At 58.6% G+C, this 26,299-nt stretch carries 17 protein-coding genes and 2 tRNA genes; 2 read left to right on the top strand and 17 right to left on the bottom strand.

Annotation, left to right across the window (positions count from 1 at the left end; translation table 11 throughout):
- Nucleotides 1-10: 10 nt before the first annotated feature.
- The 3 genes from rpsF to rnr all read right to left on the bottom strand — a co-directional run bounded on the left by rpsF (nt 11) and on the right by rnr (nt 4,157).
- A complete protein-coding gene (gene rpsF / locus AC54XV_RS02970) occupies nt 11-436 on the bottom strand; it encodes a 30S ribosomal protein S6 (RefSeq protein WP_002551828.1) in 426 nt (141 codons plus the stop codon).
- 335 nt (nt 437-771) lie between these two features.
- Complete coding sequence (gene rlmB, locus AC54XV_RS02965) at nt 772-1,527, bottom strand: 23S rRNA (guanosine(2251)-2'-O)-methyltransferase RlmB (RefSeq protein ID WP_003414481.1); 756 nt, start codon at nt 1,525-1,527, stop codon at nt 772-774.
- Nucleotides 1,524-4,157 carry a ribonuclease R gene (gene rnr, locus AC54XV_RS02960; protein ID WP_004407829.1) on the bottom strand — a complete coding sequence of 878 codons (2,634 nt, stop codon included), beginning with the start codon at nt 4,155-4,157 and terminating at the stop codon, nt 1,524-1,526. The genes rlmB and rnr overlap by 4 nt, the downstream gene beginning before the upstream one ends.
- 225 nt (nt 4,158-4,382) lie before the next feature.
- Between rnr and AC54XV_RS02955 the strand changes: the two genes are divergently transcribed.
- A tRNA-Leu gene (locus AC54XV_RS02955) sits at nt 4,383-4,469 on the top strand.
- A 160-nt stretch (nt 4,470-4,629) separates the two neighbouring features.
- Nucleotides 4,630-4,716 (top strand) — tRNA-Leu (locus AC54XV_RS02950).
- A gap of 75 nt (nt 4,717-4,791) precedes the next feature.
- On the opposite strand, the gene AC54XV_RS02945 is transcribed toward AC54XV_RS02950, so the two are convergent.
- The 14 genes from AC54XV_RS02945 to AC54XV_RS02880 all read right to left on the bottom strand — a co-directional run bounded on the left by AC54XV_RS02945 (nt 4,792) and on the right by AC54XV_RS02880 (nt 26,236).
- The gene (locus tag AC54XV_RS02945; protein WP_024638299.1) at nt 4,792-7,674 is read right to left on the bottom strand and encodes a hypothetical protein; all 2,883 of its coding nucleotides are present in this window, start codon (nt 7,672-7,674) and stop codon (nt 4,792-4,794) included.
- Between the two features lie 370 nt (nt 7,675-8,044).
- Complete coding sequence (locus tag AC54XV_RS02940; protein WP_024641918.1) at nt 8,045-10,873, bottom strand: Ig-like domain-containing protein; 2,829 nt, start codon at nt 10,871-10,873, stop codon at nt 8,045-8,047.
- A gap of 315 nt (nt 10,874-11,188) precedes the next feature.
- On the bottom strand, nt 11,189-13,123 hold the full coding sequence (locus AC54XV_RS02935; RefSeq protein WP_496717825.1) for a methyl-accepting chemotaxis protein: 1,935 nt from the start codon (nt 13,121-13,123) through the stop codon (nt 11,189-11,191).
- A gap of 171 nt (nt 13,124-13,294) precedes the next feature.
- Nucleotides 13,295-14,587 carry an adenylosuccinate synthase gene (locus AC54XV_RS02930; protein WP_003366319.1) on the bottom strand — a complete coding sequence of 431 codons (1,293 nt, stop codon included), beginning with the start codon at nt 14,585-14,587 and terminating at the stop codon, nt 13,295-13,297.
- A gap of 54 nt (nt 14,588-14,641) precedes the next feature.
- A complete protein-coding gene (locus tag AC54XV_RS02925; RefSeq protein WP_024638302.1) occupies nt 14,642-15,829 on the bottom strand; it encodes an ATP phosphoribosyltransferase regulatory subunit in 1,188 nt (395 codons plus the stop codon).
- 271 nt (nt 15,830-16,100) lie between these two features.
- Nucleotides 16,101-16,970, bottom strand: a complete 870-nt coding sequence (hflC, locus tag AC54XV_RS02920; protein ID WP_024638303.1) for a protease modulator HflC — start codon at nt 16,968-16,970, stop codon at nt 16,101-16,103.
- Entirely contained in the window at nt 16,970-18,175 is a 1,206-nt protein-coding gene (hflK, locus tag AC54XV_RS02915; RefSeq protein ID WP_003366313.1) for an FtsH protease activity modulator HflK, read from the bottom strand. The genes hflC and hflK overlap by 1 nt, the downstream gene beginning before the upstream one ends.
- A 96-nt stretch (nt 18,176-18,271) precedes the next feature.
- On the bottom strand, nt 18,272-19,573 hold the full coding sequence (gene hflX / locus AC54XV_RS02910; RefSeq protein ID WP_002551820.1) for a ribosome rescue GTPase HflX: 1,302 nt from the start codon (nt 19,571-19,573) through the stop codon (nt 18,272-18,274).
- A gap of 12 nt (nt 19,574-19,585) precedes the next feature.
- Nucleotides 19,586-19,846: an RNA chaperone Hfq gene (gene hfq / locus AC54XV_RS02905; RefSeq protein WP_002551819.1), complete on the bottom strand. Its 261-nt coding sequence runs from the start codon at nt 19,844-19,846 to the stop codon at nt 19,586-19,588.
- A 93-nt stretch (nt 19,847-19,939) separates the two neighbouring features.
- Nucleotides 19,940-20,911 carry a tRNA (adenosine(37)-N6)-dimethylallyltransferase MiaA gene (gene miaA / locus AC54XV_RS02900; RefSeq protein ID WP_011266496.1) on the bottom strand — a complete coding sequence of 324 codons (972 nt, stop codon included), beginning with the start codon at nt 20,909-20,911 and terminating at the stop codon, nt 19,940-19,942.
- Nucleotides 20,912-22,858: a DNA mismatch repair endonuclease MutL gene (gene mutL / locus AC54XV_RS02895; protein ID WP_096104632.1), complete on the bottom strand. Its 1,947-nt coding sequence runs from the start codon at nt 22,856-22,858 to the stop codon at nt 20,912-20,914. It lies immediately after the preceding gene.
- Nucleotides 22,858-24,285: an N-acetylmuramoyl-L-alanine amidase gene (locus AC54XV_RS02890; protein ID WP_197709718.1), complete on the bottom strand. Its 1,428-nt coding sequence runs from the start codon at nt 24,283-24,285 to the stop codon at nt 22,858-22,860. The genes mutL and AC54XV_RS02890 overlap by 1 nt, the downstream gene beginning before the upstream one ends.
- 2 nt (nt 24,286-24,287) lie before the next feature.
- The gene (gene tsaE, locus AC54XV_RS02885) at nt 24,288-24,758 is read right to left on the bottom strand and encodes a tRNA (adenosine(37)-N6)-threonylcarbamoyltransferase complex ATPase subunit type 1 TsaE (RefSeq protein WP_024660843.1); all 471 of its coding nucleotides are present in this window, start codon (nt 24,756-24,758) and stop codon (nt 24,288-24,290) included.
- Complete coding sequence (locus AC54XV_RS02880; protein ID WP_058822303.1) at nt 24,746-26,236, bottom strand: bifunctional ADP-dependent NAD(P)H-hydrate dehydratase/NAD(P)H-hydrate epimerase; 1,491 nt, start codon at nt 26,234-26,236, stop codon at nt 24,746-24,748. The genes tsaE and AC54XV_RS02880 overlap by 13 nt, the downstream gene beginning before the upstream one ends.
- Nucleotides 26,237-26,299: the final 63 nt, after the last annotated feature.

Here is a 26,299-nt window from a genome sequence, read left to right as displayed (position 1 = left end):
GGTCCGTGGATTACTCGTCAGCGTTATCGCTAACGTCGCTGTTGTCGCCGTCATCGCCATCGGCGCTGTCGGAGTGCTCAGGACGGTCACGACGCTCACGGCGCTCACTGCGGTTCTCTTCAGCCTTGAGCATCTCGGACTGGCCGGTTACGGCTTCGTCGCGACGGATGACCAGGTTACGGATCACAGCATCGTTGTAACGGAAGTTGTCTTCCAGCTCGGCCAGAGCCTTGCCAGTGCACTCAACGTTCAGCATCACGTAGTGAGCCTTGTGAACATTGTTGATTGCGTAAGCCAGTTGACGACGGCCCCAATCTTCCAGACGGTGGATTTTGCCGCCGTCTTCTTCGATCAGCTTGGTGTAACGCTCTACCATGCCGCCGACTTGCTCGCTTTGATCCGGATGGACCAAAAAGATAATTTCGTAATGACGCATGAATGCTCCTTACGGGTTGTAGCCTGCCGCTCAAATAGCGGTCAGACAAGGAGTGAATGACACTGTTGGTCTTGCTCAGGGACAGGCACATGCGCGCCTGCCGTGACAGCAAGGGGCGCAAGTGTAGAGAAGGCAGCTGCAAGCTGCAAGCGTTAAGCTACAAACAGGGAAGCAGCTGCAAGCTGCAAGCTGCAAGCTGCAAGCTGCAAGCAAGTGGAAAGCTACAAATGGGGAAGGAGCTACAAGCTGCAAGTGGAAAGCTACAAGTAGAAGCAGTCCGCTTGTAGCTTGTAGCTTGTAGCTTGTAGCTTGTAGCTTGAGGCTTGCAGCTGCTACTAAGCCGGCTTCCGCTTGGCGGATCGCTGGCGTAGCGCTTCGAACAGACACACGCCGGTCGCGACCGACACGTTCAGACTGCTGACACTGCCCGCCATCGGCAGGCGCACCAGATAATCACAATGCTCACGGGTCAGGCGACGCATGCCCTTGCCTTCGGCGCCCATGATAATGATGGTCGGCCCGGTCAGGTCCTGCTGATACAGCTCGACCTCGGCCTCGCCCGCAGTCCCCACCACCCACAATCCGCGCTGCTGCAGTTTTTCCAGCGTACGTGCCAGGTTGGTAACCGCCACCAGCGGAATGACCTCGGCGGCACCGCAGGCGACCTTGCGCACGGCTGGCGTCAGGGTTGCGGATTTGTCCTTGGGTACGATGACCGCCAGCGCACCTGCTGCATCAGCAGTACGCAGGCAAGCGCCGAGGTTGTGCGGATCGGTCACGCCGTCCAGCACCAACAGCAGCGGCGAGCCTTCACTGCGGTCCAGCAGTTCGTCGAGCATGGCCTCGCCCCAGACCTGACTCGGGCTCACATCAGCAACAACGCCCTGATGCACGCCCTCGACCCAGGCATCCATTTCGCGGCGCTCGGCCTGCCCGATGGTCACGCGATTCTCGGCTGCCAGCGCCACCAGCGTCTGGACGCGAGGGTCGTTACGACCCTCGGCCAGCCAGATGTGCTTGACGCGTTTCGGATGATGACGAAGTAACGCTTCTACGGCGTGAACGCCGTAGATTTTTTCCAGCTGACTCATGACTTGGCCTTGGGTTTACGAGCGCCACTGCTTTTCGCAGCTGGCGCGGAGCCCGTTTTTGACGAGCCTTTACGGTGTTTGCTGGCCGGCTTGCCCGATGAAGGCGCAGAGCCCGACCTGTCAGACTTTCCCGACGATGCCTTGCTACCACCCTTCGCGTCTGCCAGAAGCGCTTTTTTCAGCTCGCGGCTTTTACGCACTTCTGCGTTTTTCGCCGCGGCATCGCTCGGGCGATACGCTTCGGGGCTGCTTTCCTTGGTCGAAGCGCTACGACGCCCGGACTTGGCCGGCGCCTTGTCCTTTTCAGCCGTGGTTGTGGCAGCAGGTGCCGCGGTGTCATTACCACGACGCTTGCGCGCCGTCGGCTTCGCAGCCGCTGCCGCTTCGGAGATCTCGAAATCGATCTTGCGCTCGTCCAGATCGACGCGCATGACCCGCACTTCAACGGTGTCGCCCAGGCGGAAGTTACGCCCGGTACGCTCGCCGGCAAGGCGGTGGTGCAGCGGATCGAAGTGGTAGTAGTCACCCGGCAAGGCGGTCACGTGGACCAGGCCTTCGACATAGATATCGGTGAGCTCGACGAACAGACCAAAGCCGGTTACAGCGGTGATCACGCCCGGGAACGACTCGCCGACGCGATCCTTCATGTATTCGCACTTGAGCCAGTTGACTACGTCGCGCGTAGCCTCGTCGGCACGGCGCTCGCTCATCGAGCATTGTTCGCCCAACTGGTCGAGCAGCGCATCGTCGTACGGGTAAATGCGCGCCTTCGGAATCGTCGCAGCACCGGCACGACGAACGTGCGGCGTATCCTGCTTGGAGCGAATGACGCTGCGGATCGCGCGATGAGTCAGCAGGTCCGGATAACGACGGATCGGCGACGTGAAGTGCGTATACGCTTCGTAATTCAGACCGAAGTGACCGTTGTTGTCCGAGCTGTAGACCGCTTGACTCAACGAACGCAGCATCACGGTCTGGATCAGGTGGTAGTCGGGACGGTCGCGAACGGTTTCGAGCAGCGCCTGATAATCCTTCGGTGTCGGACCTTCCTTGCCCTTGTGCAGCGTCAGACCCAGCTCACCGAGGAATGCGCGCAGTTTTTCCAGGCGCTCTGGCGGCGGACCGTCGTGGACGCGGTACAACGCAGGAATTTCATGCTTCTTCAGGAACTGCGCGGTGGCCACGTTGGCGGCCAGCATGCATTCCTCGATCAACTTGTGGGCATCATTACGGGTGGTCGGACGGATTTCGGCAATCTTGCGCTCGGAACCGAAGATGATCCGGGTTTCCTGCGTCTCGAAATCGATCGCACCGCGCACATGACGCGCGCCCAGCAATACCTTGTACATGGCATAAAGCTGTTTGAGGTGCGGCACCACATCGCCGTACTCGCCACGCAGGCTCTTGGCTTCAGCGGTTTTCGGCTGTTCCAGAATCGTGCTGACCTTGTTGTAGGTCAGGCGAGCGTGGGAGTGGATGATGCCTTCGTAGAACACGTAGTCAGTCATCTCGCCGGTCTTGGAGATGGTCATCTCGCAAACCATGGCCAGACGATCGACGTGCGGGTTCAGCGAGCACAGGCCGTTGGACAATTGCTCAGGCAGCATGGGCACGACGCGCTCGGGGAAATACACCGAGTTGCCGCGCACCTGGGATTCGGCATCCAGCGCCGAGCCGATCTTCACGTAGCTCGATACGTCGGCAATCGCCACGTAGAGCTTCCAGCCGCCGGAGAACAAACGCAGTTTGCCCGGTTTGGCTTCGCAATAGACCGCATCGTCGAAGTCGCGAGCGTCTTCGCCGTCGATGGTCACGAACGGCAGATGGCGCAGATCGACGCGGTGTTCCTTGTCCTTCTCTTCGACTTCCGGCTTGAGCTTGGCAGCCTCTTTGAGTACGGCCTCGGGCCACACGTGCGGAATGTCGTAGGTACGTAGCGCGACATCGATCTCCATGCCGGGCGCCATGTAGTTGCCCACCACTTCGATCACATCGCCCTGCGGCTGGAATCGCGGTGTCGGCCAATGGGTGATTTTCACCTCGACGAACTGGCCGATCTTGGCGCCGTTGTTACGACCCGGCGTTACCAGCACTTCCTGCTGGATTTTCGGGTTGTCGGGTACGACAAAACCAATGCCGCTTTCTTCGAAATAGCGACCCACTATGCTTTCGTGAGCACGCGAGATCACTTCGACGATCACGCCTTCGCGGCGGCCGCGACGGTCAAGGCCGGAAACACGCGCCAGCGCCCGGTCACCGTCGAACACCAGGCGCATTTGCGCCGGGCTCATGAACAGGTCGTCGGAGCCGTCGTCCGGCACCAGAAAGCCGAAGCCATCACGATGCCCGGAGATGCGACCGAGGATCAGGTCAAGCTTGTCTACCGGTGCGTAAGTGCCGCGACGGGTGTAGATCAACTGGGCGTCACGCTCCATCGCCCGAAGGCGGCGGCGCAGAGCCTCGAATTGATCTTCGGTGGTCAGGCCGAACTCTTCGACCAGTTGCTCGCGACTGGCCGGCGAACCGCGCTCGGCAAGGTGCTGCAAGATCAGCTCGCGGCTGGGAATAGGGTTTTCGTATTTTTCCGCTTCACGAGCGGCCTCGGGATCGAGGGACTGCCAATCGGCCATTAGATAGTTTTCACCTTGTATATATAGGGGTTAGTTTGGCATAGACCTCATGAAACGGGAAATTTCACGCTCAATCCACTGGACAAAAAGCCTCCTGGACCCCGCTGAAACACCCGAAACACGCCGCCCGCGATTTTTTTCGGGTTTTTTTCACTGCCGGGCTTTACAGCCTAAAAGGCGCTCCGTATAGTGCGCGCCATCGACAGGTTGATGCCTGTTGATACTGCCCAGATGGTGAAATTGGTAGACACGCCAGCTTCAGGTGCTGGTGACCGCAAGGTCGTGGAAGTTCGAGTCTTCTTCTGGGCACCAATTCAGGCAACAGACTACAACAGTCTCAAGCCTCACAAAAACCCGCGAAAGCGGGTTTTTGCATTTTCAGGGTTTGATTATTAAATCAAAACAGGGGTTTACAGAGTAAAACGATCGCCGTATAGTGCGCCCCATCAACGGCGTACGCGCTGCTGATGCTGCCCAGATGGTGAAATTGGTAGACACGCCAGCTTCAGGTGCTGGTGACCGCAAGGTCGTGGAAGTTCGAGTCTTCTTCTGGGCACCAATTCAAAAAAACCGAGCCAATGGCTCGGTTTTTTCGTTGTGGATCGATGGGTTAGTGCATTACTTGGACACTAAACTAGTCAGGAAAAATCGAGCGGCTAACACCATAACCAAAATGTTCTATTCCTCCCATTTTTAAATCATCCCGATCAATGGCCCTATCTGGTCCGGTCCAGAAACCCTTTACGGTCCGAGGAGATGCGCCCTTGTCGCTCGTCCAGACCGCTAAACCAGGGTAGAAAGGGGCTTTATATCCGAGAGGAATAAAATCAAAGCCGAACATGCCCCGACTGTCAATCCTGAGCTTACGCCAAGTGGCGACACTTGGAATCACTAGACCTCTACTCTCAGCAATGGCCTTACAAGCTGAATAGGTGCCGTACGCCAGAAACTTCAGCATGGCAACTCCCTGAACAGTCACTTCGACACTCACTACCTGCTTGTTGGAATCTTTGACCTCGATGATTGCAGACCCATTATCTATCGCCAGTATGAGCCCGTCCGAATAGACGTACACCACAGACTCGTCGCTTGACTCATAAGAGTAAGGCTGCACGCCACCACTCACGTCTAAAAACTGTGTTGCTCCCGAAGTCAGCAAACTAACTCCGTTCGGTGGAGGGTACGTTACTGTCAGTGTTATTTTTGAAGACGCCACACTCAGAAGGTTTTCCTGCGGCGGTACGAATTGCCGAACTGTCAAGATCAGCGGCGGCAGAGCTTCGGCATAAGCATCATTGAAGTCTCCGTCATGCGTCACCTGAGCATAGACCTTCAACTCGGTGCCGCTCATGAGACTGTCAAATTCAGCGCGAGCAATAGAGACCTTCAGATCCTGCCTCGTATCAGCGTTGGCAATTTCCCTGGCTGTCCACACTTTGATTTCCAGCGGGCCCCCACCCTTGTCCGTGCCCTCCAGACGTAGCCACACTCTTTGACCGGCTGCCATGAACGGCCATTTCTTGAGCGCAACCACGATGTCGGTTGTTACCGCGACCAGATCCAGCAACTCTCCAGGCGCTTGCTCTATCACCGGCTGAGGCATGTCGTCCAGACCCAGCATCTCGACATCAATAATGGTGTATTCAGACTCTACCGGCGTGGTCAGCCCATTGCGCGTGACCTGATAATAGACCCAGACCTCTGCACCGATATCTGCACCAATCGCCGGGGCCGGGATAACGAACTCCAGCGCCTTGCTCACGTTACTGACCGTCTGTGGCGCTATATCCGGTGTTCCTGGACCGTCGGTTCCGATCCAGAAAAGCCTGACCGTGTCGCCAATGGCAATACCAGGATAAGGCTGGACCACGACCGTTGTGCCGTTTTGCGCAGCCATCGGATCGAGCGCCCCTTCGACTGACGCGAGAACCTCGGCAGCGGGAAGCAAAAGATCAGCCGGCTGAGGACCGACCGAAAACGACTCTTCCTGAGACCTGAACTTCTGGGTCTTGCCACTCAGCCCCTGTCGCTCTATGACGTAATAGGCAGAAGCCTTCTTGTTGAGTGCTGCATTGACAGTCGCAGCAGGAATGTTGAATACCAGGTCAAGACTGACATTGGCAGCATCAACCGCCTGGATACCCAACGTAACAGGAGCGCCCCCTTCAGCCGGCTGCCAGTAAGCCGTAACGCTGTCTCCCTCCTGAGTTTCTGCAAAAGGCACGATGAGGTTTATGTCTTTGCTTACAGGCGCAGGACTAATCTTGCCATCCTTGAAACCTTCCAGCATCGCGCCCGCCAACACTCTGGAATCCGCCGCTTCCTGCTGCTTCTGGCTGCCTACAAAAAACTGATAGTCGGCAGAACGGAAGCTGGCTTTCTCTCCGCCTGGCAAGACACGCTCAAGCAGGTAATAAACCGTGACTATCTTGCCTCGATTGAACTCGATCGGGTCGTCCAGATAGACGTCAAACTTCATGTCTGCGTCGACATTCAACGCAGTAATAGTGCCCTCATACGAAAAACTCTTCTGCTTCGAAGAGTCACTCCAGAACAGCGTGACCTTATCGCCGACCAAGGTGCCTGCGGGGGGAATGTGAACAGAGATCAAGTCAACGTCAGGTTTGCCAGGCGCCGTAAGGTTATCCAGATCGAGCCGTCCATCGGCAACTTCGGTGATAAAGGGTGGCAAGCCCGCAAGGCTTGGGCCCACATAGAGGGTGCGCTTGGGCGAGGTGTACCACACCCCGTCTCTATACACCTTGTAGTAGATATTCATGACGCCATTCAACAGCGGCTTTAGGTCTGCACCCGCCCAAGTGAATGTGGCCGGACGACGTTTCAGATTGCTTGAACTGATGGGCCGGTCCTGATCCGTGAAGTTGATAGCCTTCTGGTTGACGTCAACCCCCTCCCTGACAAGCCGGACCGTATCACCCAGCTGCATGCCCGGATAATCGAGGCTGACGGTCACGAAGTTGACCGTCGACTTGACACTGATATGATCCGGATCGATGGAATCATTGATGGCTTCAAGCAAGTCGGGAGCCGGCAGATAAAGGCCACGGACTTGAAAAGTCAGAGGGTACGACGAGCGAATCTTACGGGATTTGTTGTCCGGCCCCGGCCTGACCACGTACTGAAGAGTCGCCGTCTGGCCGGCGAGCGACTTCACATCATCGGACGGCACGGTCAAGGTACGTACATCACCCCCTGCAATGTTCTGCGCAGTATAAGACGTCGCCCTACTGACCGGCTTTCCATTCTGGGCCGTGCCTTTGAAGTGCATCTGAACATGATCGCCCGGCTCAAAATTCAGGTAAAACTGAGCAAATGCCGACGCCGCCCTTACGCTCAGCGCGCGGTCGCCCAGATAGGCCATGTCCGCTAACGATGGCGGAGATGATGGCTTGTCGGGATAGCCCAGCTGAACATAATTCCCTCTTGTGACGGGATCAGTCCTCCAGACCCCTCCTACGACGATCGGGGCAGCAGGCACGTCATTTAAAATTGTCATTGTATTCCATCCTTAGAATAAAAATCAGTTATCCCTCTGTGCTTTTTCGGTCGGACACAGAGTGGAAAGCTCTTTCCTCAACACAAGCTGCTGTTGACGGTAGAGGGTCAAATCCACAGGCATGACTATCGGAAATAATAGGTAAGTCGTCAGGAAAAATCAGACCTTTCGCAATGACTCAGGCACACTGAAACTATTAATTACAGTGCAATAGCTATACATGTACTGCGGCATGGAACGGCCCTTACCCGAAGAACATCGAAAAGCGACGACAGGGGAATGAATAGCTAAAAACTGCCCAAGGTAGCCTTTCACTATGACAGCGACAGACTTTCCCCGGGCACTAATGGACCTGCAAGACAAATGTCGTTTATATCTTCAAGCCAAAGCCATAGGCTGTATCGCCACCTATCACGATGTCTTTCAGATCCTTATCCTTGTCATCATCCGGGAAATAGCTCTTTCTGGTAAACGGAAGACTACCACCATCACTTGCCCAGACCCGTCTATCCCACTGCTGTCCCGCAGGCGCTGCCGGGAGGTCGAGGCTTAACTTTCCGCCACCCTCGGCACGAAGCCTGCGCCAGGTAGCCAGCTCCGGAATGACAAGCCCCCTGCTGTCGGCAATTTTCTTACACTCTGTGTAAGTACTGAAATTCAGGTACTCCAACGTGGAAATACCTTGGACAGTGACCGTTACGTACACAACCTGGCCAAGGGAATCTCGCACCTGGACATATACAGATCCGTTCTTCCTGGCCATCAAAAGGCCTTTAGCATCGACCTCAACGATAGACGAATCCCCGGACACGAACGTATAAGGACCTTTACCGCCACTAACAACCATCAACTGACTTGAATCAGGCGGCACTGCAGCAGTGCTGCCTGGCTTCGGATACGCAGCGCTTAAGGAAACATCTGAAAACTTGACACTCAGCAAGCTGCCTTGCGGTTTGATTGTCAAACTCAGCGTCGGAAAGTCTTCAGCGTAGGTGTCACTGAAGTCACCATCGAACGTAACCTTTGCAAATACCTGCAACTGACTGCCCGCCGCCAACTTATCGAACTGGGCCCGAGTGATAGTAATAGCCAAGTCCTGCTTTGCATCGGCATCGGTCAATATTCTGGCCGTCCAGACGTTGATCTCCACGGCACTACCATCCTGGGCAGTACCTTCCAGGCGCAACCACACCCGTTGACCGGCGGCCATGAATGGCCACTTCTTGAGCGTTACCACGATGTCGGTTTTTACCGAGGCCAGATCCAGCAGATCTGCAGGTGCCTGGCCGACCACTGGCAGAGACAGGTTATCCCCACCCAGTGTATCGACCTCGATGATGGTGTCGTCAGAATCTATCGGATTGATCAGCCCGTTGCGCGTGACCTGATAATAGACCCAGACCTCTGCCCCGGTATTGGAACCAATTGCCGAGGCTGGAATAACGAACTCCAATGCCTTGCTCACACTGCCGACCGTTTGTTCGGCTATAGCTGGCGTCCCGGGGCCGTCAGTACCGATCCAGAAGAGCCGGACCTTGTCGCCGACAGCAATGGTGGGGTAAGGCTGAACAACCACTGTCGTGCCATTTTGCACGGCCATCGGATCAAGGACCCAGTCAACAGACGCCGGAACCTCAGGAGCAGGAAGCAATAGACCAGCCACCTGAGTGCCTACCGAAAACAGTTCTTCTTGAGACCTGAACTTCTGAGTCTTGCCGCCAAGCCCTTTTCGCTCAATAACGTAGTAGACAATGGCCTTTTTGTTGAGCGCTGTACTGACGGAGGCCGCGGAAATATTGAATACCAGGTCGATATTCACGTTGGCTGCATCAACAGCCTGAACACCCAATACGACCGGATCCCCCCCCTCGGCCGGCTGCCAATAAGCCGTAACACTGTCTCCCACCTGAGTCTCGGCGTAAGGCACGGTGAGTTTTGTTCCAACGCTCGCAAGAGCAGCATCCATCTTGCCGTCTTTGACACCGTCCACCACAGCGCCGGTCAAAACCCTGGCATCTGCAGCCTCCTGATCCTTCTGGCTGCCGACAAAAAACTGATAGTCAGCAGAACGAAAACTGACTTTACGTCCATCTGGCAGGACACGCTCAAGCCGGTAAAAAACCGTCACAACCTTGCCTCGGTTGAATTCAATGGGATTATCCAGATACACATCAAATGACATGTCGCCATCGACATTCTGCTGGGTAATAACTCCCTCATCGGTAAACGTCTTCTGTTTTGACGAGTCACTCCAGAACAGCGTGATTTTGTCTTTTACCAGGGTTCCAGCGGAAGGAATATGAACATTGATAGAGTCAGCAATTTTGTCCGGATCGAGGCGATTATCAGAAACCTCGTTGATAAATGGCGGCAAACTCGCAAGACTGGGTCCGACATAGATATTGCGCTTGGGCGAGGTATACCAGACGCCGTCTCTATAAACCTTGTAGTAGATACTCATGATCCCATTGACCAGCGGCTTGATCTCGGTATCTGTCCAGGTAATTTTCATTGGACGACGCTGTAGATTGCTGGCACTGATGGGCCGGTCTTTGTCAGTAAAGTTAATTGCATTCTGCTTGGCGTCCACGCCTTCCCTGACCAGTTTGACAGTGTCCCCAAGCTGAATACCTGGGTAATCGAGACTGACCGTTACAAAGTTGACTGCGGCCTTGGCACTGATGTGGTCCGGGTCGATAGAGTCGTTGACGGCTTCCAACAATTCGGGAGCCGGCAGATAAAGACCTCGAATCTGAAACTCAGCAGGTCGCGATGTGCGAACCTTGCCAGTCTTGTTGGAACTTGCGGGCCTGACGACATACTGAATAGTCGCCGTTTGACCGGCGAGTGCTTTCACAATATCAGACGGCACCGTCACGGTACGTACATCCCCACCCACGACAGATCGCGCTGTGTAAGACGTACTCCAACTAATCAGCGATCCACTCTGAGACTTACCCTTGAAATTAATCTGAACGTGCTCGCCAGGAGCGAAATTCAAGTAATAAGTGTTCCATATCGGCGACAGCCTGACTCCGAGCCCCCGCCCTGCAAGGTAGGACATATCCAACGGCGAGGGGGGCGATGACGGCTTGTCGGGGTAGCCTAGCTGAACATATTTTACTCCTGTAGCCGCATCAGTTCTCCAGACGCCCCCAACACCTACCGGGGCAAGAGGAACCTCCAATAAGACAGTCATATTCATTCCTTCCATAGAAATAAAGTTATCTATCCGGCTGTACGTTCTGAGGCCAGCACAGTACAGAGTGCTCATCAGTCATCATGAGCACTTATTCACTGTAGAGGGTCATTGCTTGCAGGATCACTATCAGAAGTAACAGGTTGACGTTTTAAAAATAGACTTCTTGCGATTAGCCAGACACAACCAACTTCGTGTCCTTGAAAATAAGTCCGCGACGCTTCGCTACGATGTCAGCACTTTGTCAACCATCGTGCTGGGCGCCCCCGCAGACCAGGGTATAAACCAGACCTTTTTCCAAAAACGCTCAACACGTCAAGCCCGAAACTGCCCCAGGCTCGCCTTCAACTGTGCAGCCAGTCCATCGAGCACTTTGCCGCTGGCGGTCGTCTCCACCACAGCCTTCGCAGCACGCTCGGCCTGAGCATGGATCACCTCTACCCGACCACGCACCGCCTGGGCACCTTCAGCCTGATGAACGGCCGCCTTGGTCGCCAGACCAATGGCCGCATGCACCTGCTCCACGGATGCCTGCACCGTCTGCTGGCGCTTGGCGCTGTCGCGCAATACCTCCAGCCCCTCCTTGGCCTGACGCCCGGCGATGCCGATGGCAGCGACCGCCTCTTTCGCGCCGCGCTGCAAGGCCACGATGTGTTCCTGAATATCGCCCGTCGAGCTTTGAGTCTTGCTGGCCAGCGCCCGCACCTCATCGGCCACCACGGCAAAGCCCCTGCCCGTCTCCCCTGCACGGGCCGCTTCGATAGCTGCGTTCAGCGCCAGCAGGTTGGTTTGTTCGGCAATACCATGAATGACTTCCAGCACCACCTCGATCTGCTGACTTTGCTGCGCCAGACGCTCGATGACTTGCGCACCGGTCTCGACCTGCCCCGCCAACGCTTCGATCAGCCCGCCAACCTGACTGGACGTGCGGGTGTTTTCGTCGGTCGCCTGCTTGATGTCGATAACCTGACGCAAAGCCGCCTGCATCGCGTGGCTTTCCGACTGCGCCTCGTCGGCCATCTGCTCCAGCGCTTTGAGGCTGGCCGCTACTTCGTCCCGCTGCAATTCGGCCGCCGCATCGGCGCCGGCGTTACGCTCGCTCATGACACCGATTTCCTGCCCGGTGCGCTGCGCCACTTCGCCTGCCTCGCGGACGATAGGTTGCAGCTTGTCGATGAAGCGGTTGACCGCGGCCGACATATCACCAATCTCGTCATTACTGTCCAGCTTGACGCGCTTGGTCAGATCACCCTCACCCGCCGCCAGGTCATTGAGTGCCGCGATCAGCAGATGCAGCTTGCTGACAACCCGACGTCCGAGCACCACCGCCAGTAACAGCAAGACACACAGGCCGACCAGCGCCAGACCCATGCCGATTCTCCAGCGCAGTGTTTCGGCAGCTTCCTGAACCGCAACACGCGTGTTGGCGGTCATCGCCACCCCTGCCGCCTGAGCCGACTGCAGACGCGTGCGCAAGGCGGTCGAGCTGTCTTTCGAGGCACTGGCAAGGCTGTCGGACACTAACTGTTCACCACTGGTGATCAGGGTCGCGAAACGCTTGTCCAGGGCGGCAAGATTCTCTTCGACCGTTGCCGTGGATACACCCATGCGCACCTTGCCGATCTCCACACCGTTAGGGCTGATGGACGCTTCAACGTAATACACAGAAGGATCGTTTTTCGCCGCATTGAGGACCTTGTCCATCGCCCGCTCGCCTTCGCCCTTGGCCAGCAAGGCCTTGACCAGCGGATTGTCGCGGTTCATGTAACGCGTAAGGTGCTCGCCTGCGGCGTCGTCATAAACCACGAACAGTACATTGGGATTGCGCTGGGCACGGCGTGCGAATTCGGAAAGCGTTGGTGTGTCGTTGTCCCACATGGCGCGTGGAGCGACGGCGGCGAGCAGTTCAGCCATGTCGGTCGCGGACTCGCGAAGGTCTTTCTCCAGCGTGGCACGCAGTTGAGCCTGCTCGTCCTTCAGACGGGTAGAGAGCCCGACACTCAGGCGCTGACGAGTGCTGGCTGACAACGCATCGAGGCTCGACCTCACTTCGCTACTCGCCGACTCCAGCTCTGAGGAAAGATGTTGCGAATCTACCCCGAGACGACTGGCGAGATCAGCCTCAAGCGCGGTGACCGTGCTCCGGGTAAGCGCAACCGCCACCACCACCTGCACCAAAAGGGCGATGCCCAAGGCAATGAAGACCGGGCGCAACAAACGACTTTGCAACAGAGATAAGACAGCAGACACAGGAGAATCCCTCCACCCTCAGCGCCACTAAAATGATGGCACTTTTCTGTCATCTTTGTAGCAAGCGCCGTGCCGTGACACAAGTCTCACTTTTGTGCGCTTCCCGGCCCTCGGCGCGAAAATAAAAAAGGGCCGCACATGCGACCCTTTTTGGCACAGCCCGGTGACGTATCAGCCGAACGGATGACGCAGCACGATGGTTTCGTTGCGGTCAGGACCGGTCGAAATGATGTCGATAGGCGCACCCACCAGCTCTTCGACACGCTTGATGTAAGCGCGAGCGGCAGCAGGCAGCTCTTCGAGGGTTTTGGCACCCAGCGTGGATTCGCTCCAGCCTGGCATCTGCTCGTAGACCGGACGCAGACCCAGATAGCTGTCAGCGTCGGTAGGCGCGTCGATGACTGCACCCTCTTCGTTCTCGTAGCCCACGCAGATGTTGATGGTTTCCAGACCATCGAGCACGTCCAGCTTGGTCAGGCACAGGCCCGAGATGCTGTTGATTTCGATGGCGCGACGCAGGATGACGGCATCGAACCAGCCACAACGGCGTGCACGACCGGTGGTGGCACCGAACTCATGACCACGCTTGGCCAGGAAGGCACCGACGTCGTCGAACAGTTCTGTCGGGAACGGACCCGAACCCACGCGTGTGGTGTAGGCCTTGGTGATGCCCAGGATGTAATCCAGGTACATCGGACCAAAACCGGAACCGGTGGCAATGCCGCCCGCAGTGGTGTTGGAGCTGGTGACGTACGGGTAGGTACCGTGGTCGATGTCCAGCAGCGAACCCTGGGCACCTTCGAACATGATGTCCTTGCCGTCGCGACGCATTTCATGCAGCGCAGCGGTGACGTCAAGCATCAGCGGCTTGAGCATGTCAGCGTATTCCATGCACTCGTCGAGCGTCTTCTGGAAGTCGATGGCAGGCTCTTTGTAGTAATTGACCAGCACGAAGTTGTGATAGTCGAGCAGCTCGCCCAGCTTGGCGGCGAAACGCTCGCGATGGAACAGGTCGCCGATGCGCAGACCGCGACGTGCAACCTTGTCTTCGTAGGCCGGGCCGATACCACGACCGGTGGTGCCGATCTTGAACTCGCCGCGGGCTTTTTCACGCGCCTGGTCGAGTGCCACGTGGTACGACAGGATCAGCGGGCAGGACGGGCTGATGCGCAGGCGCTCGCGCACCGGAATGCCTTTCTCTTCCAGCTTGACGATTTCGCGCAGGAGCGCGTCGGGAGCAACCACCACACCGTTACCGATCAGGCACTGCACGCCTTCGCGCAGCACACCGGACGGAATCAGGTGCAAAACGGTTTTCTCACCGTCGATCACCAGCGTGTGGCCGGCGTTGTGGCCACCCTGATAGCGAACTACGGCGGTAGCATGTTCGGTCAGCAGATCAACGATCTTGCCTTTGCCCTCATCACCCCATTGAGTGCCCAGGACTACGACATTCTTACCCATAACACTTGTCCTCATTCACGCAAACTTGGTGCCGGCGGCGGCCGGCAGGAATACTCAAGAAGCCAGCGGCATTACCTGCCAGTGCTCGCCATGCTGAATCAATTGCCGGTCACAGTCGGCTTCACGCGCGGCGCTCGCCTGCTGCCCAGGCAACGCCTGAACCACACGCTGACCTTCACTGCGCAACTGGCAAACCATCTGCCAGAGTGCCGCATCCGTACTGTCCGGCACCCAGATGCCACCAGACGGTAAGACGATTTCTGCCTGCCCCAGGGTAACCAGGGTTTTCAGGTCGGTGGAAAAGCCGGTCGCCGGACGGGCACGACCGAAGTCGGCACCGATGTCATCGTAACGACCGCCCTGAGCGATCGACTGACCCACGCCCGGTACGAATACCGCGAACACCACACCGGTGTGGTAGTGGTAGCCGCGCAGTTCGCCCAGGTCAAAGTACAGCGGCAACTGCGGGAAACGCGCAGCCAGACGCTCGGCGATCGACAGCAGGTCATCCAGCGCGGCCAGCACTGGCGTCGGCGCGCCGGCCAGACGATCACGCGCGGCGTCGAGCACCTCACGACCACCACACAGATCAACCAGTGCGCGCAGCATCATTGCCAGCTCTTGCGGCAGATCGGCGGTGAGGGCAATCACCTCATCGATGGCCTTGCGCTGCAGCGCATCGAACAGCTGCTGCTCGACTTCACCCGACAGGCCGGCGGCGCGCGCCAGACCGCGATAGATACCGACATGCCCGAGGTCCATGTGCACATCCGGCACATCGGCCAGTTGCAGCATGGCCAGCATCAGGCTGATGACTTCGACGTCGCTGCTCGGGCTCGCATCGCCGTACAACTCGGCACCCAGTTGTATGGGGCTGCGCGAGGACGACAGCGCACGCGGCTGGGCATGCAGGACACTGCCTGCGTAGCACAGACGGCTCGGGCCTTCACGCTTGAGGGTGTGGGCATCGATACGTGCAACCTGCGGCGTGATGTCGGCACGAAAGCCCATCTGCCGGCCCGATTGCGGGTCGATAACCTTGAAGGTGCGCAGATCCAGATCCGAACCCGCGCCAGTCAGCAGGGACTCGAGATACTCGATATGCGGGGTGACGACAAACTCATAGCCCCAGCTCTGAAACAGATCCAACACCTGACGGCGCGCTACTTCAATGCGCGCCGCTTCCGGTGGCAGTACTTCTTCGATGCCATCTGGTAGCAGCCAGCGGTCGACCGTTGCCATTACGCCATTCCCCTGTGATCCAGGCGGCCAGCCTAGAGGCCGACCTTGAGTGAAGCAGAAAGTGATGCGCCGTATGACGGGCACGACAAATGCCCGAGACAGGCCTTGCAGACCACTTTCCTCGAAAAATCTTGCCGCGTTCCGATTCAGATACGGCCAATCAATCGTGCAGACGCAAAAAAGCCGGGAATTTCCCGGCTGCCGCATGATACACACGTTTCACCGTACGTTCACCCCACCGGGCGGTTTTGCCGCCCGGCGGGGTGATTAATTACGGCTTGGCTTTTTCCATGTAGCGAAAAAATTCGCTGTTCGGATCAAGCACCATCACGTCGCTCTTGTTCGCAAAGCTTTCGCGGTAGGCACGCAGGCTGCGATAGAACGCGTAGAACTCCTGGTCCTGACCATACGCCTTGGAATAGATCGCGGCAGCCTGGGCATCACCATCACCACGCGCTTCTTCCGCCTCGCGATAGGCTTCGGCCAGCAGCACACGACGCTGACGATCGGCGTCGGCACGGATACCTTCAGCCAGCTCGTTACCCTTGGCACGGTGTTCGCGGGCTTCACGCTCACGCTCGGTGCTCATACGTTCGAAAACGCTGCGATTCACTTCCTTCGGCAGATCGATGGCCTTGACCCGGACATCCACAACTTCGATCCCCAGTTCTTTCTCGGCCATGCGGTTCAGCGAACCGGTGATATCCGCCATCAGCGCGTCTCGTTCACCCGACACGACTTCGTGCAGGGTGCGCTTGCCGAACTGGTCACGCAGGCCGGATTCCAGACGACGCGAAAGACGCTCGTCGGCGATCTGCTTGAGGCCGGAAGTCGCGGTGTAGAAACGCTCCGCATCCTTCACACGCCACTTGGCGTAGGCATCGACCATGACCGCTTTCTTTTCCAGTGTCAGGAAGCGCTGAGTCGGTGCATCGAGGGTCAGCAAACGACCGTCGAACTTGCGCACCTGGTTCACGTAAGGAACCTTCACATGCAGACCCGGCTGAACGTCAGCCTGGACCACACGACCGAATTGCAGCAGAACAGCGCGTTCGGTCTGGGACACTATGTAGAAGCTGTTCCAGGCAATGACCGCCAGTACCACGCCGACAATAAGGGTGATCAGTGATTTGTTACTCATCAGCGAGTCTCCCTGGTACGTACTTCACCACGCTGCTGAGCCTCATTCGCCCGGGCAGCGGCAGCAGCAGCGGCAGCATCATTGGCCGACTGCGATGGCGTACCTGAATTGGAGCCATTGCCGTTACTGCTGCGGCTGCTCTCGATCATCTTGTCGAGCGGCAGGTAAAGCAGGTTGTTCTGCCCCTTGTCGCCGGTCACGAGCACCTTGCTGGTGTTGCTGAAGACTTCCTGCATGGTGTCCAGATACAGACGCTGGCGGGTGACTTCAGGTGCCTTGCGGTACTCGGCAACCAGTTTGGTAAAGCGATCCGCCTCACCCTTGGCGCGCGAAACCACTTCATCGCGATAACCGTTGGCATCTTCAAGAATACGCTGAGCCTGACCACGGGCTTCCGGGATCACACCATTGGCGTAGCTTTCAGCCTGGTTACGTGCACGCTGCTCGTCTTCACGGGCGCGAATCACGTCATCAAAGGCTTCCTGCACTTCACGCGGCGCGGCGGCGCTCTGCACGTTCACCTGGGTCACGGTGATACCGGTGCGGTAGGTATCGAGGAAGCGTTGCAGACGCTCCTTGATTTCGCTGGCCATCAGTTCGCGGCCTTCAGTCAGGACCTGATCCATCGCCGTGGAACCCACGACATGACGCAACGCACTTTCAGTCGCGTGCTGCAGGCTGATTTCAGGCTGATCGACGTTCAGCACGAACGCCTGAAGATCGCTGATCTTGTACTGCACGGTCAGCGGCACTTCGACGATGTTCTCGTCTTCGGTGAGCATCTGGCCCTGCTTGCTGTAGGCACGCTCGCGAGTCACGTTCTCCATGTACTTGCGATCGAACGGCGGGAAGTAGATGTTAAGGCCCGGGCCCACGGTCTCGTGGTACTGACCAAAACGCAGCACGACAGCCTGCTCTTGCTCGTCGACCACATAGATAGCGCTGTACAGCCAGAAAGCGACGAGTACGACAAGCCCGATGCCGAGCAGACCGAAGCCACCGCCCTTGCCTGAACCGCCACCACTGCCACTGCTGCCGCCATCGCTGCCGCGTTTGTTACCGCCGCCGAACAACCCCTTCAGGCTTTCCTGCAGCTTACGGAAGGCCTCGTCGAGATCAGGTGGTCCCTTGCGGTCGCCGCCACGGCGTTTGCCACCCCAGGGATCTTGATTATTCGAGTTGCCACCCGGCTCATTCCAAGCCATAGCGCTCTCCATCTGATAAAGCAAAGACGCGCCCGCGGCGCGCCGACCAATGCTACAGAATGCTCGGGAAAGCCGTACAACGGCTTTCTCGTGCTTTTATTGCAAAGTGTGTTGCTCGATGAACTCCAGCGGCTGCAATCCTTCGCGACTCACCAGTCGATTGAGTTCAACGCGCGGCAGTCGTACGGCCAGCACGCTGGCACCTTCCTCGTCATGCGTTTCGCTCTGCACCGCACCCAGTTCAAAGAACTGGGCACGCAGCCGGGCAAGACTTTGAGGCAGAAGCAGCGTGCCGACAAACAGATCGTCGCCGAGCAATTCGGCGATAGCCTGTTTGAGCAGATCAAGCCCTCGACCATCACGGGCAGACACCCAGACACGCTGCGGTTTGCCGTCGGCATCGCGCTGTATCTGAGGCTCTACGCCTTCAAGCAGATCGAGTTTGTTATAGACCTCGAGGATCGGCAAGCCCTCGGCTCCGATCTCGCCGAGCACCGCCATCACCTGCTCGATCTGCGACATGCGATCCGGCTCGTGGGAGTCGATCACATGCAGCAGCAAATCGGAGTTGCTCGATTCTTCAAGCGTCGCGCGAAAGGCCTCGACCAGCTTGTGCGGCAGGTGGCGAATAAAGCCCACGGTATCGGCCAGCACGATAGGACCCAGGTCATCGAGCTGCAGACGACGCAAGGTCGGATCGAGCGTGGCGAACAGTTGGTCCGCCGCGAACACATCCGAATCGGTTACCGAGTTGAACAGGGTGGATTTGCCGGCGTTGGTATACCCCACCAGTGAAACCGATGGAATATCCGCGCGACGACGCCCGCGACGGGCCTGATCACGCTGGCTGCGAACCTTCTCCAGCCGTCCCTTGATCTGCCGCAGGCGAACCCGCAGAAGACGTCGGTCGGTTTCGAGCTGGGTTTCACCCGGACCGCGCAGGCCGATACCACCTTTCTGTCGCTCAAGGTGAGTCCAGCCACGGACCAGACGGGTACTCATGTGTTCAAGCTGGGCCAGTTCGACCTGAAGCTTGCCCTCATGAGTACGCGCCCGCTGCGCAAAGATATCGAGAATCAGACCGGTACGATCAAGCACACGACACTCGAAAACGCGTTCGAGGTTGCGTTCCTGACTGGGCGTGAGGGTGTGATTGAAGATGACCAGATCGGCCTGCTCAGCCTTGACCTGATCGCGAAGCTCCTCGACCTTGCCAGAGCCGATCAGATACTTGGCCGAAGGCCGATGACGCGGCACGTTGATAAACGCAACGGTATCGGCACCGGCCGAGATGGCCAATTCCTGAAACTCCTGCGGATCTTCGCGCGCCTCAGGGTCCTGACCATCCAGATGAACGAGAATTGCACGTTCACCACCACTGTGGCGCTCAAAGAACAAGGCAGACTCCTATCAGGCGTTACCTGGCTCGGCGTCCGCGCCGTCAGCGTCTGTAGCGCTTGGCAGGCGGATCGGACGAACCGGTACGACGGTGGAAATGGCGTGTTTGTAGACCATCTGGCTGACCGTGTTCTTCAGCAAAATGACGAACTGGTCGAAAGACTCGATCGTACCCTGCAGCTTGATACCGTTGACCAGATAGATCGATACCCCGACCTTCTCTTTACGCAAGGTATTCAGGTAAGGGTCTTGTAGCGAATGCCCTTTTGACATGTGCCGCACTCCTTTAAGGATCAATAAAATAATAAATCGAATTCGATTTGCTTGACCGACCACCCCCCAAGGATAGACGGCTATTGCAGGGACTCAGCTCAATATGGAGACCGATCCCAGGTATTTCAAGGCGCGCGACAGATTGTCGCTGGCCAGGCTGTCCAGCCAGTGCAGGTCGTCCCAGCTACGTAGCCAGGTGAACTGCCTTTTGGCCAGCTGGCGCGTCGCAATGATGCCGCGCTCCTGCATTTCATCCCGTGTCAGTTTCCCATCCAGGTGATCCCAGACCTGGCGATAACCGACGGCTCTTATCGATGGCAACCCCGAATGCAGGTCACCTCTTGAGCGCAATGCCAGTACTTCGTCCAGAAACCCCTGATCCAGCATTTGCTCGAAACGTAGCGCGATGCGTTGGTGCAGCACCTTGCGATCAGCCGGAGCAATGGCAAGGTTCGCGACAGTATAGGGCAATTGCTGGCGCCCTGATGCGGCTGCTTCGGTACTTTGCGCAGTTTGTTGCTCGCGATGTGCCGTCATGCTCATTCCGCTGACGCGATACACCTCAAGCGCCCTGATCAGCCGTTGCGGATCGTTGGGGTGAATACGTGCCGCCGAAACGGGATCGACCACCGCCAACTGATCGTGCAATGCCTGCCAGCCGAAGGCCTGTGCATCCGCCTCAAGCTGCGCCCTGACCTGTGCATCGGCCGCCGGCATATCCGCCAGCCCGTCCAATAGAGCCTTGAAATACAACATAGTGCCGCCGACCAGCAAAGGAATATTTCCGCGTGCGGTAATTTCCGCCATGGCCGCCAGAGCGTCACTGCGAAAATCGGCTGCGGAGTAGCTTTGCGCCGGGTCGAGAATGTCGATCAGACGGTGAGGATGCTCAGCCAGCTGCGTCTTCGACGGCTTGGCGGTGCCGATGTCCATGCCGCGATAGACCAGCGCAGAATCGACGCTGATCAACTCGCAGGGCAGCACTTTGGTCAGCTCTATCGCAAGGTCGGTCTTGCCTGCAGCGGTAGGCCCCATGAGAAAGATGGCCGGAGGTAAAGCGTTCATTCATTGACCGCGCAGGAATAATTTATCCAGGTCATTGAGACCCATCTGGGTCCAGGTAGGACGACCGTGGTTGCATTGCCCGCTGCGCTCGGTGTTTTCCATGTCACGCAGCAGGCCGTTCATTTCCGGGATGGCCAGACGCCGATTGGCACGAATCGCGCCGTGACAGGCCATGGTGCCGAGCAGCTCGTTCATGTGCGCCTGCACCCGGTCGCTGGTGCCGTATTCCATGAGGTCGGCCAGCACATCGCTGACCAGCCGGTTGGCCTCGGCCTGCTTGAGCAACGCAGGGATCTGGCGGATCGCCAGGGTTTCCGGGCCGAGCCGCTGCAGTTCGAAGCCCAGGCGCTGGAAGGTCGCAAGGTGTTCTTCGGCGCAGTCCGCTTCACGCTGGCTAACCGCGATGGACTCGGGCACCAGCAATGGCTGGCCGCTCAGGCCTTCGTTGGCCATGGCTATTTTAAGGCGCTCGTACATGATCCGCTCGTGAGCGGCATGCATGTCCACCAGCACCAGGCCGTGAGCATTTTCAGCAAGAATGTAGATACCTTTGAGCTGCGCCAGCGCATAACCCAGCGGCGGAATATCACCGGGCGATTCAGGCAGCGACGCGGGCGCGGCACTGGGCAGCGGCGCGAAGAATTCACGGTAGGCGCTTTGCGCTTCGGCGACCGGCACGCCAGCGGTGGGCCGAGGCGTGTATTGATACTGATAACCGCTGCCAGCGCCGCCAGCGGCAGCAGGCCGGGCAAAAGGCTCGCCCTGGGGCTGCTCCAGCACATTGTTGGCCAGACGCATTTCACCCTGCGGCCCGAATTCGCCCGCTTCAGGCCCGCTCGGGCGCGTCTCGGCGACAACCGGCACACTGCCACCCAACTGATTTTCAGGGCGCACATCGCCCAGCGCACGGTAGAGCGTGCCATACAGGAAGTCATGCACCATGCGCCCGTCGCGGAAGCGCACTTCATGCTTGGTCGGGTGAACATTGACGTCCACAGCGGCCGGGTCGACCTCGAAGAACAGCACGAAAGTCGGGTGACGGCCATTGAACAGCACGTCGCGATACGCCTGACGCACCGCGTGGGCGACCAGCTTGTCGCGCACTGCCCGGCCATTCACGAAGAAATATTGCAGGTCGGCCTGGCTGCGCGAGAAGGTCGGCAGCCCGACCCAGCCCCACAAATGCAGGCCGTTGCGCTCGATCTCGATCGGCAGCGCCTGCTCCAGAAAGCCCGGCCCGCAGATTGCCGAGACACGTCGCGCTCTGGCGGTGTCGTCATGCGCCTCATGCAGGCTCAGCACGGTCTTGCCGTTGTGCCGCAGATGGAAGGCCACGTCGAAACGCGCCAGCGCCATGCGCTTGATGACTTCCTGCAAATGATCGAATTCGGTTTTCTCGGCTTTCAGAAACTTGCGCCGGGCGGGCGTGTTGAAGAACAGGTCGCGTACTTCAACGGAGGTGCCTACCGGATGCGCGGCCGGCTGCACGCGTGGCGCCATGTCACGACCTTCGGTTTCGACCTGCCATGCCTGATCGGCGTCGCGGGTGCGCGAGGTCAGGGTCAGGCGTGCCACGGAGCTGATCGAAGCCAGCGCTTCGCCGCGAAACCCCAGGCTCATGACCCGCTCGAGGTCTTCCAGGTCGCGAATCTTGCTGGTCGCGTGGCGTGCCAGCGCCAACGGCAGATCGTCCGAAGAGATGCCGCTGCCATCGTCGCGCACTTTCAACAATTTGATGCCGGCCTGCTCGACGTCGACATCGATGCGCCGCGCGCCGGAATCGAGGCTGTTTTCCAGCAACTCCTTGATCACCGAAGCCGGACGCTCGACAACTTCGCCCGCCGCAATCTGGTTGGCCAGACGCGGACTGAGCAGTTCGATGCGTGCTGCGTTCAGGGCAGTCTGAGCGTTATCGGCTTCGGTGCCGTCGAGCAGGAGATCGGTCATTACTGAGTCGCCACCTCGGAACTTGGAATACGCAGATCCTGGCCGATCTTCAATTCATCGGACTTCAGATTGTTGGCGCTGCGCAAAGTGGCGATGTTCATGTCATAGCGTGCAGCAAGCATGGCCAGGGTTTCGCCGGAACGAACGACATGAGTGCGCGGCCCCTGGGCCAGCTTGCCGTTGTCACGCAGCCAGGCAATGTAGGTGCCCTGCGGCGGGTTCTGCTGGAAGAACTGCTTGACACCCGACGTGATCGAACGCGCCAGCGCCTGCTGATGCGACGCAGAACCGAGCTTGTTGGCCTCATTGGCGTTGGAGATAAAGCCGGTTTCCACCAGAATCGACGGGATATCCGGCGACTTGAGCACCATGAAGCCCGCCTGCTCGACGCGTGCCTTGTGCAGCGAGGTCACGCGGCCAATATTGCTCAATACCTTCTGGCCAACGTTCAGGCTCGAAGACAGCGAGGCGGTCATGGACAAGTCCAGCAACACCCCCGCGAGCATGCGGTCCTTGTCATCGAGGCTGACTGCGCCGGCCCCACCGATCAGGTCAGAACGGTTTTCACTGTCCGCCAGCCAGCGGGCGGTTTCGGAAGTGGCGCCACGATCAGACAGGGCGAACACCGATGCGCCGAACGCAGCGGAAGACGGCGCGGCGTCGGCGTGGATCGACACAAACAGGTCAGCGCCCTTGGAGCGGGCGATCTCGGTACGTTTGCGCAGCGGAATAAAGTAGTCGCCGGTCCGCGTCAGTTCGGCACGGTAGCCTTTCTCGGCATTCACCTGGCGCTGCAACTCCTTGGCAATCGACAGCACCACGTTTTTCTCTTTCTGACCGGCGCCGCCCGAGGCACCAGGGTCTTCCCCGCCGTGCCCGGCATCGATCACCACAACGATATCGCGCTTGCCATTCGGCACCGGGGTCAGCTTGATTTCAGGCTTGGCCGGGCTGACCGGAACTGCGGGTGCGGTGTTGGCAGCGGTGTCGGGAATCACCGGCGTGGGGTTGGCATCGGCGGCATTGTCGTACAGGTCGACCACCAGACGGTTGCCGTATTGCTGGTTGGGCGCCAGCGTGAAGCTCTTCGGGGTCACACCCTTTTTCAGGTCGATGACCACGCGCAGGTCGGTAGGTGTGCGCTGCGCAGAACGCATGCTGCTGATCGGCGTATTGGCCGTGGGTACGTTCAAGGGTCCGCCGAGCGTCGCACCATTGATATCGATCACCAGACGGTCAGGCGAAGTCAGGGTAAACAGGCTGTGCTGAACCGGCCCCGTCAGGTCGAAGACCAGACGTGTGTTATCCGGCGCTCGCCATAAGCGGACACTTCGTACTTGCGTAGCGGCAACCGCCTCGACAGCCATGGCCATCAACAGCAGACCCACTACAGTAACCAGCGCGCGCATGCGCATACCTAACCCCATATCTATTTGAATTCCAAAGCCAAAGTGGCACACCACTGTTCGCCACGCGAGCCCAGCGGGCTCAATATCACGGACCGACCTTCACCGTGCGGCACAATGGTAATGGTCAGGTCGGGCTTTGGCAAAAAGCCTGCACCGCGTTGGGGCCATTCAATCAGACAAAGTGCATCGCCGTCGAAATAATCACGCACGCCCATGAACTCGAGTTCTTCAGGATCGACCAGCCGGTAAAGATCAAAGTGGAAGACCTTTATCGCACCGATTTCGTACGGCTCGACCAGCGTGAAAGTAGGACTCTTGACAGCCCCGGCATGCCCGAAGCCGCGAATCAATCCCCGCGAAAGCGTGGTTTTTCCAGCGCCCAGATCGCCATCCAGAAAGATGACGCCAAGGCCTTCTGTAACCTTGGCCAGGCGTGCACCAAAATCCATCATTGCCTCTTCGCCAACCACATGCAGCGTTAAATCTGACACGGTTGCAGCTCCTCCAGTAACTGACGAATGGCAGGAATAATATCGCTGGCGGCCAACCCGCGACCGTACTCGCCGACTTTCTGACCGGCGCTTGCGTGCAGCCATACCGCCAGACAGGCCGCGTCGAATGGCTTGAGATGCTGCGCCATCAACGCACCGATCAATCCGGCCAGCACGTCACCCAGTCCCGCAGTGGCCATGGCCGGATGACCGCGGTCGCACAGCGCCAGTTGCCCGTGCGCGTCGGCAATCAGGCTGCCGGAGCCCTTGAGCACACAAACCGTATCGAATTTACGCGCCAGCGCTCGTACTGCAGCGGCCCGGTCCGCCTGAACCTCCTTGATGCCCACGCCCAGCAAGCGTGCCGCCTCGCCCGGATGCGGGGTGATGACACTGCCTTTGGGCAGGCTGACCAGCCCGTCGGCCAGCATATTCAGCGCATCGGCGTCCCACACCTGCGGACGATCCGCATTGGCAGCTGCCGACAGCAGGCTGCGCCCCCAGGCCGCCTGCCCCAGCCCGGGGCCGACCACCAGCACGCTGGCTGGCTCGATCAAGCCCATCAGCTGGTTGGCCGAATGAATTGCCGCGCTCATGATTTCCGGCATGCGTGTCAGGGCGGCCGCAACGTGCTCGGGCCGTGTGACCAGCGTCAGCATGCCTGCACCGCTGCGCAGGGCGCTTTCGGCGCTGAGCAACGCTGCACCACCAAAACCGTGATCGCCACCGATGACCAGCACGCGGCCAAACATGCCTTTATGAGCGGTCCGCGGACGCGCTGCCAGATGTGGCAGGTTGTGTTTATCGAGGCGTTTCGCGCTGAACGGCGTCTGCGCCACCAGCGCCGGGTCTGCTCGCAGGTCGTCGAAAATCAGCTCACCCACCAGATCCGCCGCATCCCCCGTCAGCAACCCCAGTTTGAGGCCGATGAACGTAACGGTCACATCGGCACGCACCGCGACACCCAGCGTCTGGCCGGTATCTGCGCTCAAGCCAGACGGAATATCCACCGCCACGACGGGCAGACCACTGTCGTTGACAGCCTTGATGGCCGAGACATAGGGCTCGCGCACCTCGCCGTCGAGCCCGGTACCGAGCAAGGCATCCAGCACGACACCGGCCAGCGACTGCCCGGCCCATGCCTGAATATCAATACCGAAAGCCGCAGCATGCGCCGCCGCAGCATCACCGGTCAGTGCAGCCGGGTCGCCGACGGCCAGCACCCTGACCTGCCAGCCGGCCTTGTGCGCCATTGCAGCCACCAGATACCCGTCACCGGCGTTGTTACCACGCCCGGTCAATACGGTCAGCTCGTTGGCCTGAGGCCAGCGCCGAAGTAGCGTGTGCCACAACGCCTGCGCGGCACGCAGCATCAATTCCAGGCCGGGTGTACCGGCCGCAATCAGCCGTGCGTCGAGGTCGCGGACCTGCGCAGCGCTGTACAGCGCGTCGGGTAAATGAGGTTTAGTGTCGAACATGCGTCTATGGGCTCCGATGTCTGGCAGAATTATACGCACCTTGGCCCCGGTTTCTCTCTGCGC

The sequence above is a fragment of the Pseudomonas fragariae (ex Marin et al. 2024) genome, assembly GCF_059621105.1.
This window is presented reverse-complemented; position numbering and strand designations above follow the sequence as displayed.

Excerpts from the sequence above, each read along its gene's own strand:
- rpsF (WP_002551828.1), bottom strand. The coding sequence starts at position 436 with ATGCGTCATTACGAAATTATCTTTTTGGTCCATCCGGATCAAAGCGAG.
- rlmB (WP_003414481.1), bottom strand. The coding sequence starts at position 1,527 with ATGAGTCAGCTGGAAAAAATCTACGGCGTTCACGCCGTAGAAGCGTTA.
- rnr (WP_004407829.1), bottom strand. The coding sequence starts at position 4,157 with ATGGCCGATTGGCAGTCCCTCGATCCCGAGGCCGCTCGTGAAGCGGAA.
- AC54XV_RS02945 (WP_024638299.1), bottom strand. The coding sequence starts at position 7,674 with ATGACAATTTTAAATGACGTGCCTGCTGCCCCGATCGTCGTAGGAGGG.
- AC54XV_RS02940 (WP_024641918.1), bottom strand. The coding sequence starts at position 10,873 with ATGACTGTCTTATTGGAGGTTCCTCTTGCCCCGGTAGGTGTTGGGGGC.
- AC54XV_RS02930 (WP_003366319.1), bottom strand. The coding sequence starts at position 14,587 with ATGGGTAAGAATGTCGTAGTCCTGGGCACTCAATGGGGTGATGAGGGC.
- AC54XV_RS02925 (WP_024638302.1), bottom strand. The coding sequence starts at position 15,829 with ATGGCAACGGTCGACCGCTGGCTGCTACCAGATGGCATCGAAGAAGTA.
- hflC (WP_024638303.1), bottom strand. The coding sequence starts at position 16,970 with ATGAGTAACAAATCACTGATCACCCTTATTGTCGGCGTGGTACTGGCG.
- hflK (WP_003366313.1), bottom strand. The coding sequence starts at position 18,175 with ATGGCTTGGAATGAGCCGGGTGGCAACTCGAATAATCAAGATCCCTGG.
- hfq (WP_002551819.1), bottom strand. The coding sequence starts at position 19,846 with ATGTCAAAAGGGCATTCGCTACAAGACCCTTACCTGAATACCTTGCGT.
- miaA (WP_011266496.1), bottom strand. The coding sequence starts at position 20,911 with ATGAACGCTTTACCTCCGGCCATCTTTCTCATGGGGCCTACCGCTGCA.
- mutL (WP_096104632.1), bottom strand. The coding sequence starts at position 22,858 with ATGACCGATCTCCTGCTCGACGGCACCGAAGCCGATAACGCTCAGACT.
- AC54XV_RS02890 (WP_197709718.1), bottom strand. The coding sequence starts at position 24,285 with ATGGGGTTAGGTATGCGCATGCGCGCGCTGGTTACTGTAGTGGGTCTG.
- AC54XV_RS02880 (WP_058822303.1), bottom strand. The coding sequence starts at position 26,236 with ATGTTCGACACTAAACCTCATTTACCCGACGCGCTGTACAGCGCTGCG.